This is a genomic window from Streptomyces sp. ERV7 (assembly GCF_001653515.1).
GTDB lineage: Bacteria > Actinomycetota > Actinomycetes > Streptomycetales > Streptomycetaceae > Streptomyces.
In genome coordinates, this window is the sequence record NZ_LYOY01000040.1 from 422,318 (window position 1) to 435,104 (window position 12,787).

The window sequence follows — 12,787 nt, forward strand, 5'->3', positions numbered from 1 at the left end:
CCGGCTGGCCCCGGGGCGCTGAGCGCGCTCCGAGCCCAGAGGCTCAGGCTCAGAGGGCCTTCTTGAAGCCCAGATGGGACGCCTCGAAGCCCAGCCGCTCATAGAAGCGGTGGGCATCGATCCGGGTGGCGTCCGACGTCAGCTGGACCAACTGGCTGCCCAGGCGCCGGGATTCCTCGACGGCCCACTCGATGAGCTGGGTGCCGAGGCCGCTGCCGCGTTCATCGGCGTGGATGCGTACGCCTTCGATGATCGAGCGGGTGGCGCCGCGCCGGGAGAGCCCCGGGATGACGGTCAGCTGGAGGGTGCCGACGACCTGGTCGTCGCGGACGGCGACGACCAGGTGCTGGTGGGGGTCCTCGTCCAGCCTCTCGAAGGCGACGAGGTACGGGGCGAGGTCGTCCGGGGACTCCCGCTGGGCGCCCAGCGGGTCATCGGCGAGCATCGCCACGATCGCCGGGATGTCCTGGGCCGCCGCCGGCCTTATCTCAAGATCGCTCATGGCCCGGAGACTACGCCGGGAAGAACTACGCCGGGACGCGGAGTTCCTCGACGGCCCTGACCAGTGGGGCGAGCTCCGGCTTCCGCGCGGCCTCGTCGAGTGCCTCGCGCAGTGCGCGGTCGTTGGTGGGCCGGGCCTCGGCGAGGAGCTCCTGGCCGGACTCCGTGACGTCCGTGTAGATCCCGCGCCGGTCGGTGTCGCAGAGATAGCGGGTCAGCAGGCCGCGGTCCTCCAGCCGGGTGACCAGCCGGGTGGTCGCGGACTGGCTGAGGACGACGGCGTCGGCGACCTGCTTCATCTGCAGATGGCCGCCCGGGCCGCTGTGCTGGCGGCTGAGGACGTCCAGGAGCGAGTACTCGCGCACGCTCAGCTCGTGCCCCGACTGCAGGGCCCGCTCGATATGGGCCTCGATCCTGCCGTGCAGCAGGGAGAGGGCGCACCAGCCCTGGGAGAGGGCGGTGAGTGCGGGGTCCGTCGCGGTCATGCGTCTGTCCTCCGTCCGGAGCTGCTTGAGACCAGGATAGGCCACGAGTGCAATAGCCCGCGTTTGCAAATAACCCGCGCCTGCAATTATTGTGGACGCTCGTAAGGTGCTCATGCAATCTCCTGGAAGGGTGTGAATCCCATGCCACTCGCGCTTCTGGCCCTGGCCATCGGGGCGTTCGGTATCGGCACCACCGAATTCGTGATCATGGGGCTGCTCCCGGAGGTGGCCGACACCTTCGACGTGACCATCCCCATGGCTGGCTACCTGGTGACCGGATACGCGCTCGGCGTGGTCCTCGGCGCCCCGCTGATGACCGTCCTGGGCACCCGGATCTCCCGCAAGCGCATGCTGATGCTGCTGATGGGGTTCTTCATCGTCGGCAACGTGCTCTCCGCCGTCGCCCCCGTCTTCGGGCTGATGCTGGCCGGGCGGATCGTCGCCTCCCTGGCACACGGCGCGTTCTTCGGCATCGGCTCGGTCGTCGCGGCCGATCTGGTCGCGCCGGAGAAGAAGGCCGGAGCCATCGCGATGATGTTCACCGGCCTGACCGTCGCCAATGTCATCGGCGTCCCGCTGGGCACCCTGGTCGGCCAGCAGATCGGCTGGCGTACGACGTTCTTCGTCGTGGCCGCGCTCGGTGTCGTCGGGCTCCTGGGCGTCGCCAAGCTCATCCCCGACATGCCCAGGGCCGAGGGCGTCCGGCTGCGCGACGAGATCGCCGCGTTCCGCAACGTCCAGGTGCTGCTCGCCATGGCGATGACCGTGCTCGGCTTCGGTGGCGTCTTCGCCGCGATCACTTACATCACGCCGATGATGACCCATGTCACCGGCTACGCCGACGGCTCGGTCACCTGGCTGCTCGTCCTCTTCGGCCTCGGCATGGTCGCCGGGAACCTGATCGGCGGCCGGTTCGCCGACCGGGCTCTGATGCCGATGCTCTATGTGTCACTGAGCGGCCTCGCCGTCGTACTGGCCCTGTTCACCCTCACCGCCCATGACAAGACCGCCTCGGCCGTCACCGTCTTCCTGATCGGCGCGCTCGGCTTCGCGACCGTACCGCCGCTGCAGAAGCGGGTCCTGGACCAGGCCGCGGGTGCCCCCACCCTCGCCTCCGCCATGAACATCGGCGCCTTCAACCTCGGCAACGCGCTCTCCGCCTGGCTGGGCGGGCTCGTGATCGCCGCCGGGTTCGGCTACACCGCCCCGAACTGGGTCGGCGCCGCGCTCGCCGCCTCGGCGGTCGTCCTCGCCGTCGTCTCCAGCGCGCTGGAACGGCGTACGCGGACGGACAGCCGCATCGTCACGGGCGCCGCGCCCGCGCCGCCGCAGCGCACCACTGACCACGCCCGCAGCACCCTCGGTCGCCCCTGACCGACCGCTCTATCGCTCTAGCGCACTTAGGAGCCCACTCCCCATGAGCACCACCACCGCTGTCGCCCCGCTCACCATTCAGGACGCCGAAGCCCTCGTGGAGGCGGCCCGTGCCGCCGCCGAGGAGGCCGCGGCCACGGTCGCCGTCACCGTCCTCGACGCGGGCGGCCATCTGCTGGCCTTCCGCCGTGACGACCGCGCCGTACTGATCGCGGGCGAGACCAGCACCCGCAAGGCGTACACCGCCCTCCAGCTCGGCGCTCCGACCGCCGACCTCGTCGACGCGGTCCAGCCCGGCGGGCCCTTCCACACCTTGCCGACCGCGCTCGACCGGCCGCTGCTCTTCATCGCGGGCGGCGTCCCCGTCCACCGCGACGGCCGGCTGATCGGGGCGATCGGTATCGGCGGCGGATCCCCCGAGCAGGACCACGGCTTCGCCATGCAGGCCGTACAGCGGCTCGTCTGAGCCCACAGCCGGACCCACTGCCGGGCCCGCCGCCGTACGGCAGGCCGGGCTCAGCCCGCGGCGACCGTCAGCGGAGCGAAGCGACGGGTCCAGTCGCCGGGCAGCCCGGGGATGTCGCGCGTCATGACCGCGTTGAAGGCGATCGGTTCCAGACCGTTCGCCTTCAGCCAGTCGAGCAGCTCCTCATGGCGTACGTCGACGTCGGTGCGCAGCGGACGGTCCGTGCCCGCGGCGAGCGAGGCGACCAGGGCCTTCGCGGTCTCGGTGTCGCGCGCTACCAGCGGACCGACGACATGGGTCTCCATGTTCGGCCAGGCCGCCGCGTAGCCGATGAGGCCGCCGGAGTCCTCGGCGACCCGCAGCTGGTCGGCGAAGGCGGGCAGCCGGGTGATCACATGCGTACGGTCGCGGCCGAAGACCCCGGCGTCCAGCCGCAGGATGGCGGGCAGGTCCTCGGCGGTCGCCGGGCGGGTCGCCACGGTGGGGGCGGGGCCCGAGGGGCGGAAGTGGCCGCGGACCATCTCGGCGCGGCCGGTGGTCTCGAAGCCCAGCTGTTCGTAGAGCGGCCGTCCGTACGGCGTGGCGTGCAGCGTGACCGGCCGGTCGCCCAGCTCCGCCAGAACGTGCCGCATCAGCCGCCGCCCCACGCCCTGCCGTGCGTACTTCTCGGCCACCAGGACCATTCCGATGGCGGCGAGGTCCTCGTACGAGGTGACCACACAGGCGGTGACCAGGCCTTTGCCGTCCGGGTCGTCGATGCCGTAGCCGGTTCCCGCTGTGAGCAGCAGGCCCCACTTGTGCTCCTCGCGCGGCCAGCCGCGGTTCTCGGAGAGGTCGGCGCAGGAAACGAGGTCGTCAATGGTCAGGCGGCGGATCGGAAGCTCGTCGAGCGGTGAGGGCATGGGGATCAGGCTGTCCGATGAACCCGTACCCCGTCCACCGTTTTGCGCATACAGCACGTTGCTTTCGGCCACGCTCTGTCAGCCTTCGCCCCGGATGTTTCACGTGAAACAGGAAACGGGGAGCCAAAGCGTTGTTTCACGTGAAACACGGCGCCCCCGGACACTCCCGCCACTCCCGGGGTCCCCGGCGCATGGGCGTAACCAGGGGTACTAGCCTCGGCGTACATGGCGAGACTTCATCTCTTCGACCTCGACGGGACCCTCATCCGGGGATCCGCCGCGCCGGTCGAGATATCGCGGCAGCTCGGGCTGCTGGAGGAGATCGGCGAACTGGAGCGGGAACTGTCCCGTGGTCTGATCGGGCCGCCCGAGTACGCGGTCCGGGTGCACGGGCTCTGGTCGGGGCTGACGCAGGCGCATGTGACGGCGGCTTTCGCCTCGGCGCCCTGGCTCGCCGGGATCCAGGAGGTGTGGCGGGAGATCCGGGAGGGCGGCGACTACTGCGCGGTCATCTCGCTCTCGCCGTCGTTCTTCGTCGAGCGGCTGCTGGAGTGGGGAGTCCATGCCGCGCACGGATCCGTCTTCCCCGAGGTGCCCTTCACCCGGCCCGTCGACCCGGCGGGGATCCTCAGCGCCGCCGCGAAGGTGACCGTCGCCGAGCGGCTGCGCGCCGAGTTCGGAGTGAGCCGGGCGGACTGTGTCGCCTACGGGGACTCCATGTCGGACGTGGATCTCTTCGCCGCGGTGCCCGTGTCGGTCGCCGTGAACGCCGACCGCCATCTCGCCGGCAGGGCCACGCACACCTACTCCGGGGACGATCTCCGTGAGGCCTACGCGCTGGCACAGATCAGACGAGCCTAACGGGAATGCCGGTTCGGATACCCGGGATTCCTGCTATTTGTCCCCGCGCCCTCCCGGAAGCTGACATGCTCCGTTACGGGAGGGACGGGACTCCCGGACGTCGGTAACTGCGGCCAGAGGTTCGAGGCGAGACAAGGGATGAACGCTCCGACCACCACGTCGACCGACGCTGTGCTGATACGCCGCACACTCGCGGAGATCGCACCGTTAGCGGACAAGGTCACGTCGTACTTCTACGCACTGCTCTTCATAGGCGATCCAGAACTGCGCACGCTCTTTCCGGCGGCGATGGACGCCCAGCGGGACCGGTTGCTCAAGGCGCTGCTCACCGCGGCCGAGCATCTGGAGAACACCGCCACACTCACTGAATATCTTCGCCAACTGGGCCGGGGCCACCGTAAGTACGGGACCCGGCCCGAGCATTACCCGGCCGTCGGAGAGGCGCTGATCGGCGCGCTGGTCCGGTATGCCGAGAAGACCTGGGACGAGGCGACCCAGGCCGCCTGGGTCCGGGCGTACACGACGATGTCGCAGATCATGATCGACGCGGCCGACGAGGACGAACTGCGGCAGCCCGCCTGGTGGTACGCCGAGGTCGTCTCGCACGATCTGAGGACCCCGGACATCGCGGTGGTCACCCTCCGCCCGGACCAGCCGTACCCCTTTCTGGCCGGGCAGTACACGACGCTGGAGACGCCCTGGTGGCCGCGGATCTGGCGGCACTACTCGCTGGCCTCCGCGCCCAGGTCCGACGGGCTGCTGTCGCTGCACGTCAAAGCGGTGCCGGCGGGATGGGTCTCCGGCGCGCTGGTCCACCGGGCCCGCCCCGGGGACACCCTGCGGCTGGGAGCGCCCGCCGGGTCGATGGTGGTCGACCACACCACCGACAACGGCCTGCTCTGCCTCGGGGGCGGCACCGGAATAGCGCCGATCAAGGCGCTGGTCGAGGACGTCGCCCGGTACGGAGAGCGGCGGCCCGTCGAGGTCTTCTACGGCGCCCGCAGCAACCACGACCTCTACGACATCGACACCCTGATGCGGCTGCAGCAGGCGCACTCCTGGCTGTCGGTACGGCCGGTGGTCTCGGGCGGCCCGGGCCGGGGGCTCGGCGGCCGGCTCCCGGAGGCGGTGCGCGAGTACGGGCCCTGGACCTCGTACGACGCCTATGTCTCCGGACCGCCGGGGATGATCCGCAGTGGCGTGACCACCCTGCGGGACATCGGGATCCCCTCCGACCGCATCCGGCACGACTCCGTCGAGGAGCTCGTCGCGGCGAACGGCTGAGGCTCGACGCCCCGCCGGGCACGCGCCCGGCGGGGGATCAGCCCAGGTCGGGCGCGTGCATCGCGCGGACGCCCTCGATGTTGCCGTCGAGGTAGTGCCGCAGCGACAGCGGCACGAGGTGGACGGAGGCGATACCGACGCGGGTGAACGGGATCCGTACGATCTCGTACTCCCCGCAGGGCTCGTCCATCTCGGGGCCGTGGCGCAGGGACAGGTCCATGGAGTCGAGCCGGCAGACGAAGAAGTGCTGCACCTTCACGCCGGTCGCCCCGCCGTCGGCGCCGATGTGCTCGACGGTGTCGACGAAACAGGGCACCACATCGGTGATCTTCGCGCCGAGTTCCTCGTGCACCTCGCGGTGCAGGGCCTCGACGACGGTGGAGTCCTCCGGCTCGACGCCGCCGCCGGGGGTGAGCCAGTAGGGATCCACGCCGGGCTTGGTGCGCTTGATCAGGATCAGGTCGTCGCCGTCCAGCAGGACGGCTCGTGCGGTGCGCTTGACCACGGGTCGGACGGTCATGGGAGAAATGTGGCCCGTGGCGGCGCCCGCGAAACTCCCTCAGCTCCAGTCGACCGCGGCACGCAGCAGCCATTCCTGCGCCCGCGCGATGTGCGGCAGGGCGAGCGTGCCGGTGCGCACCGCCAGGAAGTAGGTCCGCAGCGGGGGCACCGGCGGATCCAGCAGGGCCACGAGCTCGCCGCGCTCCAGTGCCCCCTCGCTCAGATAGCGCGGCAGTACGGCCAGGCCCGCGCCCGCGGTCACCGTCTCCAGGACCGCCCGCAGATCGGGCGCGATCACCGTGCCCGCGGCGGCCGGCTTGGTGTCGAAGACGGCGGCCCAGTAGCGCGAGACGAACGGGAGCGACTCGTGCACCTCCACCACCGGAATGTGCTCCAGTACGCCGGGGCCTCCGCGCCGCAGCGCACCCGGCGCGACCCGCGAGGCCCAGCGCACCCCGGCGACCAGTACGTGCTCCTCGTCGCAGAGCGGGGTCGCGCAGAGCAGCCGGCCCCGGGGCCGGGCGGTGGCGACGGCCAGGTCGTGGTGGCCCGCGGCCAGGCCCTCCAGGGTCTCCTCGGCGTTGCCGAAGGAAGCCCGCAGCGCGATCCCCTGCGGGATGAGCGAGGTCAGTGAGGGCAGGACGCGCAGCGAGGTGAACTCCGGCGGCCCGGCGAGGTGGAGAGTCCGTACACCCGAGTCGTCGTACGAGCCGGACTCGGCGATCTCGACCAGTGCGTCCAGGTGCGGGGCGGCCCGCTGCGCCAGTTCGTCGCCGACGGTCGTCGGTGTCACCCCGCGCGCCTGGCGCAGGAACAGCGGGCGCCCCAACTGCCGCTCCAGCGTGCGGATCTGGCTGGTCACGGCGGGCTGCGAGAGCCCGAGCAGCGCCGCGGCCCGGGTGAAGGAACCCGCGCGGTGGACCGTGACGAACGTCCGTAGCAGGGCGAGGTCCATGGGTGCCCTCCCGTCCCGAACTGCCTCACGACGTCCCCGGCCGGACACAACTATAAATATGTCGATAGGTCTCTGTCGCTACCGTGATTGGACACTGACACAGAGTCAACTAGCCTTGTTGACGCGGTTCTTCGCGCGTGGAGTGGAACCGGGGCGGTCCGAGCCATGAGGGGGGAGGCTCGGACCGTCCGCCTCATGCCCCGGCGGCCTCGTCCAGGGCCCGCCGTACGTCGGCCACGAGGTCCGCGGTGTCCTCGGCCCCGGCCGAGAAGCGAATGAAGCCCTCCGCGACCTTGTCACCGCCCCAGCGGCCGCGCCGCTCGGCCGTGGAGCGCACCCCGCCGAAACTCGTGGCGTCGTCCACCAGCCGCAGCGCCGCCAGGAACCGCTCCGCGTGCGCGCGGTCAGGCAGGTCGAAGGAGACGACACAGCCGAAGCGGCGCATCTGCGCGGCCGCCAGCCGGTGCGCGGGGTCGGACGGCAGCCCGGGATGGCGCACCCCGCTCACCTCGGGGCGGTCGAGCAGCGCCTCGGCGACGGCCAGCGCGTTCGCCGACTGCCGGTCCGCGCGCAGCTGGAGCGTGGCAAGCGAGCGGTGCGCCAGCCAGGCCTCCATCGGCCCGGGGATCGCCCCGACCACCTTGCGCCAGGTGCGTACGCGCGCGGCGAGCTCGGGATCGCGGCAGACCACATAGCCGAGCAGCAGATCGCCGTGGCCGGTGAGGCCCTTGGTGCCGCTGGCCACCGCGAAGTCCGCGCCGAGCTCCAACGGGCGCTGGCCGAGCGGGGTCGCCAGCGTGTTGTCGACCGCGACCAGCGCGCCCGTGTCATGGGCGGCCCGCGCCAGCCGCCGGATGTCGCAGACGTCCAGACCCGGGTTGGAGGGCGTCTCGATCCACAGGAGGGCCGCGCCGTCCAGGACGGCCAGCTGGGCGTCGCCCGCGGTCGGCGCGGTGCGCACCTCGACCCCGTACGCGGTGAGCTGCTCGCGCACCAGGGGGAGCGCCTGGTAGCCGTCGTCCGGCAGGACCACGGCGTCGCCCACGCGCGCGTGGGAGAGCAGGACCGCCGAGATCGCGGCCATTCCGGAGGCGAACACGACCGCCTCGGCGGGCGCGTCCGGGGACTCCAGCTCGGCGAGGGCGCGCTCCAGATGGGTCCACGTCGGATTGGTGTCCCGGCCGTAGGTGTAGGGGCCCACGGCCTCGCCGGGCAGGTGGAAGTGCGCGGCGAACACCGGCCCCGGCAGCGAGGGTTCGTACGCCACCGGGTCCGGGAGCCCGGCCCGCACCGCTCTGGTGCCGTCCCCCGGCGTCCGGGGAGGGGTCACACCGGAGGTCATCCGCGCTCCCCTCAGTCCTTGTCGTCGGGCAGGACGACGTTCAGGGCCCAGGACACGATCGAGATGATCAGGCCGCCGAGCAGGGCGGTCCAGAAGCCCTCGACATGGAAGTTGAGGTCGAGCTTTCCGGCCAGCCACGAGGTGAGCAGCAGCATCAGCGCGTTGATCACAAAGGTGATCAGGCCGAGCGTGAGGATGAACAGCGGGAACGAGAGGAGTTTGACGACCGGCTTGACGATGAAGTTCACCAGGCCGAAGAGCAGCGCGACCAGAATCAGCGTCAGGGCCTTCTTGCCGGTGCTGTCACCGGTGAGCGTGATCTTCTCGACCAGCCAGATGGCCACGGCCAGGGCCGCGGCGTTGGCGAGCGTCTTGACTACGAAATTCTTCATGTGTCTGATCGTGGCAGACGTGATCGGTACCAGTGCAGGGGCGGACGGCGATGAAGCAATTCCGGCTTGACGAACTTGAGGCGGAGCGCGCCGCCAACGACGGCGCTTATCTGCAGTTTCTGCGGGAAAGGAACATGTCGGCCGGGCTCTACGCGCTGGACGCGGGCGACCAGGACCCGCAGAAGCCGCACGCCCAGGACGAGATCTACTTCGTGGTGAGCGGCCGGGCGTCCATCACGGTCGGCCTGGAGACCACCGAGGTGGCACGGGGCAGCGTCGTCTATGTGCCGGCCGGGGTCGCCCACCGCTTCCACCACATCGCCGAGGACCTGCGGGTTCTGGTCGTCTTCTCTCCGCCTGAGAGCTGAGGGCGACCCCGGGGTTCCCTAGGGGTCCGGTCAGGGGAGATCAAGGGCTGCGAGGGCCCCGTTCGGTACCCCCGCGCCCCTAGCATCGAGGGTGTCGGGTTCCCTAGGGGTCCGGTCAGGGGAGATCAAGGGCTGCGAGGGCCCCGTTCGGTACCCCCGCGCCCCTAGCATCGAGGGTGTCGAAGGCAGCAGCCCGAGACTTCAGGACACTCACGATCATGAAAGAGGTAAGGACGATGGCCGCACGGGAGATATTCGCGGGGATGCCCTGGTGGGTGAAGTGGGTCGCCGTGCCCGTCATCGCCCTGGTCGTGTTCGGCGGTCTGATCGCCAGCGTGGTCGGCTTCCTGTTCGGACTGCTCTTCAAGGCGCTGATCTTCGTGGCGCTGGTCGGCGGTCTCATCTACGTCGTACGACGGTTCATGTCCTCGACGTCCTCGCGCGGCGACTGGTAGCCGACGGCGCGCATTCCGTACGGGAGCGGGCCCGGAAAGGCACAGCGCTCGTACAGAACACCCCAGGATTAGCCCGGCTGAGGGACGGCGAGGCCAAACCCCTCATGGCGCCGGAGGCGGCCGTTATGGTGAAAACCTCTGCTGCCTCGGGCGGGCTCCTCGCCCGTCAGCACGCCTGGGGGTGACCTGTGGCCACGGCTGCGAACGCCGGTGTCCCTACCCTGATCGGTTCGGTCCAGCGGGCGTTGCGCCTGCTGGAGGCCGTGGGAGCCCATACGGACGGGGCTCCTGCCAAACAGCTGGCGCGGGAGGCCGGGCTGCCGCTCCCCACCGCGTACCACCTGCTGCGCACCCTCACCCACGAGGGCTATCTGCGCAGGGAGAACGGTGTGTTCGTCTTCGGCGAGGCGGCCGAGCGGTTGGCGGACGGTGGGGCACTGCAGAATCGTCGCACCAAGATCAGCCGGTCCCTGGCGGACTGGCGCGACGCCATCGGGGTCCCCGTCTACTTCGCGATCTACCGCGAGGGTGAGATCGAGATCGCCGGAGTGGCCGACACGCCGTCGGCCCCGGCCGTCGAGGAGTGGGCCGACTTCCGGGAGACCGGGCACGCGCACGCCATTGGCCAGTGCCTGCTGAGCCAGCTCGACGAGAGGGCCCGCGAGGACCACCTGGACAGACATCCCGTCCGTGCGGTCACGCCCTATTCCGTACGGGACCGCCGAGCCCTGCTGGACCGCCTCGCGGCTACGGAGCGTATGCAGCCAGTCGTCGAAAGACAGGAGTATGCGCTGGGCACAGTCTGCGCCGCGATCCCGATCACGGCGGGCTCCAGCGCGGCCACCATGGCCATCTCTCTCCCCCTCCACCAGCAAGAACGCCTGATTCCGGCGATCGAGCAGCTCCGTGGCGAAGTCGGCAGACTCCTCAGTTCCCTCGCGTTCTCTATCAGTATCTGAAAACTCACTCCTTGTGATCTGTTAGAGCTTCCAGCACGATTGCGTCAAGACGGCCAGGGGGATCATTCCTGGCCATTTCAGCTACAGCGGGGTAGATGATGCGTGAGGTCCTGGCAGAGGTCATGATGAGCTTCGTCGTCTCCGAGGAGCTCTCGTTCAGGATCCCGGTGGAGCTCACCTACCGCGCCGACGATCCGTACGCGGTCCGCATGACCTTCCACCTCCCCGGCGATGAGCCCGTGACCTGGACGTTCGGGCGGGAACTCCTGCTCGACGGCATCAACGGCCCCACCGGCGACGGCGATGTGCACATCGCGCCGTCCTGCGCCGAAGAGCTCTGCGACGTCCATATCCGCCTCCGGGTGGGCGGCGAACGGGCGCTCTTCCGGGCCGGGGCCGGCCCGCTGGTGGCCTTCCTCGACCGCACCGACAAGCTCGTACCGCTGGGGCAGGAGCGCGCGCTCGGCGACTTCGACGGACATCTGGACGAGGCGCTGGGGCGGATCCTGGCCGAGGAGCAGAACGCGGGCTGAGCGCCGGCTACTTCTTGCGGCGTCGGCCGCGCCCGCCCCGCACCGGTCCACGGGCCGCCACGGCCGGACGGTCGGCCGAGACCACCAGCGCCGCGAGCGCGGTGGTGACCGGGACCGAGGCCACCAGGCCGATCGAGCCCACCAGCGTCCGGACGATCTCCTCGGCGACCAGCTCGCTGTTGGCCACCGTCCCCACGCTGCTCTGCGCGATCGAGAACAGCAGCAACAGCGGCAGCGCCGCGCCCGCGTACGCCAGGACCAGCGTGTTGACCACCGACGCGATGTGGTCGCGGCCGATCCGGATGGCCGCCCGGTACAGCCCGCGCGGCCCCATCGTCGGATTCGCCTCGTGGAGCTCCCACACCGCCGAGGTCTGGGTGACCGTCACATCGTCGAGCACGCCGAGCGATCCGATGATCACGCCCGCCAGCAGCAGACCGGACATGTCGATGTTCGGGTAGAGCCCGTGGATCAGACCGGTGTTGTCGTCGGTGTTGCCGGTCAGTGCGGCCCAGCCGATGAAGAGCGAGCCGAGCAGCCCGATCAGGACGAGCGAGATCAGCGTGCCCAGCACGGCGACCGAGGTACGCGCCGACAGGCCGTGGCACATGTACAGCGCGATCAGCATGATCGCGCTCGACCCGATCACCGCGACAAGCAGCGGATTGGATCCCTGGAGGATCGCCGGGAGGATGAACAGCGTCAGCACGGCGAACGAGACGACCAGCGCGACGAGCGCCATCACCCCACGCAGCCGCCCGACGGCCACCACCACGAGCGCGAAGATGCCCGCGAGCAGCGCCATCGGGAACCGGCGGTTCACATCGGTCACCGAGTACTGGAGGTCGTGCGGGGCATCGGGGGCGTACGCGACGATCACGCCCTGTCCCTTGTGCAGTTGGCGCGGGGCGTCCGGCTGGACGATCTCGGTGAAGGTGCGGCCCTTCTCCTTGCCGCTGGTGACCTCGATGGTCGCCTTGGCGCACAGGTCCTGACCGGATCGCCCGGCCTGTCGGCCCCCGGCAGCCGAGGTGTCGCCGCCCGACGGGGCCTGACCCGCGTTGACCGACTTGCAGTCGACCTTCTGCAGGGCGACGACCTTCGCCTGCTGGGTCTGGCGGTCGAAGCCGACTCCGGTGCGCTGATGGGAGGGGGTCCCGCCCGGCCACAGCACGGCCAGTCCGACGAGCACCGCGACCGAGAACGGGATCAGCACGGCCGCGATCACCTTGCGGAGATGCTTGGAGACGGGCGCCGCCGGACCGTGGCTGTGGCTGTGCCCATGGGGCTGTCCGTGCGGGTGTCCGTGGGCGTCTTCGGGGGGCTGCTCTGCTGACGTCACCGCCCGATCATCGCAACAACGGCGGGGCCCCTCTGTTCAGCGCGCTGGGGATGACGCTAGCGTGGTG

The 12,787-nt window shown here is 70.3% G+C and carries 16 protein-coding genes; 8 read left to right on the forward strand and 8 right to left on the reverse strand.

What is annotated here, in order from left to right:
- Nucleotides 1-49 precede the first annotated feature (49 nt).
- Both A8W25_RS16390 and A8W25_RS16395 read right to left on the reverse strand, forming a co-directional pair.
- The gene (locus tag A8W25_RS16390) at nucleotides 50-502 is read right to left on the reverse strand and encodes a GNAT family N-acetyltransferase (RefSeq protein WP_067162192.1); all 453 of its coding nucleotides are present in this window, start codon (nucleotides 500-502) and stop codon (nucleotides 50-52) included.
- A 25-nt stretch (nucleotides 503-527) separates the two neighbouring features.
- Nucleotides 528-986 (reverse strand): MarR family winged helix-turn-helix transcriptional regulator, encoded by a 459-nt coding sequence (locus tag A8W25_RS16395; protein WP_067162194.1) that lies wholly within the window; start codon nucleotides 984-986, stop codon nucleotides 528-530.
- A gap of 141 nt (nucleotides 987-1,127) precedes the next feature.
- On the opposite strand from A8W25_RS16395, the gene A8W25_RS16400 reads away from it, so the two are divergent.
- Together A8W25_RS16400 and A8W25_RS16405 are read left to right on the forward strand one after the other, a co-directional pair.
- Nucleotides 1,128-2,360, forward strand: coding sequence for an MFS transporter (locus A8W25_RS16400; RefSeq protein WP_067162196.1), 1,233 nt, complete (start codon nucleotides 1,128-1,130; stop codon nucleotides 2,358-2,360).
- A 43-nt stretch (nucleotides 2,361-2,403) separates the two neighbouring features.
- On the forward strand, nucleotides 2,404-2,826 hold the full coding sequence (locus tag A8W25_RS16405; protein WP_067162198.1) for a GlcG/HbpS family heme-binding protein: 423 nt from the start codon (nucleotides 2,404-2,406) through the stop codon (nucleotides 2,824-2,826).
- Between the two features lie 50 nt (nucleotides 2,827-2,876).
- Here A8W25_RS16405 and A8W25_RS16410 read toward each other — a convergent pair whose 3' ends face one another.
- Nucleotides 2,877-3,728, reverse strand: coding sequence for a GNAT family N-acetyltransferase (locus A8W25_RS16410; RefSeq protein WP_067162200.1), 852 nt, complete (start codon nucleotides 3,726-3,728; stop codon nucleotides 2,877-2,879).
- A gap of 225 nt (nucleotides 3,729-3,953) precedes the next feature.
- Between A8W25_RS16410 and A8W25_RS16415 the strand changes: the two genes are divergently transcribed.
- Both A8W25_RS16415 and A8W25_RS16420 read left to right on the forward strand, forming a co-directional pair.
- Complete coding sequence (locus A8W25_RS16415; RefSeq protein ID WP_067162202.1) at nucleotides 3,954-4,589, forward strand: HAD family hydrolase; 636 nt, start codon at nucleotides 3,954-3,956, stop codon at nucleotides 4,587-4,589.
- 60 nt (nucleotides 4,590-4,649) lie between these two features.
- Nucleotides 4,650-5,873, forward strand: a complete 1,224-nt coding sequence (locus A8W25_RS16420; RefSeq protein WP_420708501.1) for a globin domain-containing protein — start codon at nucleotides 4,650-4,652, stop codon at nucleotides 5,871-5,873.
- A gap of 37 nt (nucleotides 5,874-5,910) precedes the next feature.
- On the opposite strand, the gene A8W25_RS16425 is transcribed toward A8W25_RS16420, so the two are convergent.
- The 4 genes from A8W25_RS16425 to A8W25_RS16440 all read right to left on the reverse strand — a co-directional run bounded on the left by A8W25_RS16425 (nucleotide 5,911) and on the right by A8W25_RS16440 (nucleotide 9,063).
- A complete protein-coding gene (locus tag A8W25_RS16425) occupies nucleotides 5,911-6,393 on the reverse strand; it encodes an NUDIX domain-containing protein (protein ID WP_067162205.1) in 483 nt (160 codons plus the stop codon).
- 39 nt (nucleotides 6,394-6,432) lie between these two features.
- A complete protein-coding gene (locus tag A8W25_RS16430) occupies nucleotides 6,433-7,329 on the reverse strand; it encodes a LysR family transcriptional regulator (protein WP_067162208.1) in 897 nt (298 codons plus the stop codon).
- Nucleotides 7,330-7,522: 193 nt separating this feature from the next.
- Nucleotides 7,523-8,671 (reverse strand): cystathionine gamma-lyase, encoded by a 1,149-nt coding sequence (locus A8W25_RS16435; protein WP_067162210.1) that lies wholly within the window; start codon nucleotides 8,669-8,671, stop codon nucleotides 7,523-7,525.
- An 11-nt stretch (nucleotides 8,672-8,682) separates the two neighbouring features.
- Nucleotides 8,683-9,063 (reverse strand): phage holin family protein, encoded by a 381-nt coding sequence (locus tag A8W25_RS16440; RefSeq protein WP_067162212.1) that lies wholly within the window; start codon nucleotides 9,061-9,063, stop codon nucleotides 8,683-8,685.
- A gap of 50 nt (nucleotides 9,064-9,113) precedes the next feature.
- Here A8W25_RS16440 and A8W25_RS16445 point away from each other — a divergent pair, with 50 nt between their 5' ends.
- The 4 genes from A8W25_RS16445 (at nucleotide 9,114) to A8W25_RS16460 (ending at nucleotide 11,378) form a co-directional block, all read left to right on the forward strand.
- A complete protein-coding gene (locus tag A8W25_RS16445) occupies nucleotides 9,114-9,431 on the forward strand; it encodes a cupin domain-containing protein (RefSeq protein WP_067162214.1) in 318 nt (105 codons plus the stop codon).
- Between the two features lie 236 nt (nucleotides 9,432-9,667).
- Nucleotides 9,668-9,886, forward strand: a complete 219-nt coding sequence (locus tag A8W25_RS16450; protein WP_067162216.1) for a DUF5326 family protein — start codon at nucleotides 9,668-9,670, stop codon at nucleotides 9,884-9,886.
- Nucleotides 9,887-10,074: 188 nt separating this feature from the next.
- The gene (locus A8W25_RS16455) at nucleotides 10,075-10,845 is read left to right on the forward strand and encodes an IclR family transcriptional regulator (protein WP_079126129.1); all 771 of its coding nucleotides are present in this window, start codon (nucleotides 10,075-10,077) and stop codon (nucleotides 10,843-10,845) included.
- A gap of 95 nt (nucleotides 10,846-10,940) precedes the next feature.
- Nucleotides 10,941-11,378, forward strand: coding sequence for an SsgA family sporulation/cell division regulator (locus A8W25_RS16460; RefSeq protein WP_067162218.1), 438 nt, complete (start codon nucleotides 10,941-10,943; stop codon nucleotides 11,376-11,378).
- A gap of 7 nt (nucleotides 11,379-11,385) precedes the next feature.
- Here the strand turns inward: A8W25_RS16460 and A8W25_RS16465 are convergent, their stop codons facing one another.
- The gene (locus A8W25_RS16465; protein WP_067162220.1) at nucleotides 11,386-12,720 is read right to left on the reverse strand and encodes a YibE/F family protein; all 1,335 of its coding nucleotides are present in this window, start codon (nucleotides 12,718-12,720) and stop codon (nucleotides 11,386-11,388) included.
- Nucleotides 12,721-12,787 lie beyond the last annotated feature (67 nt).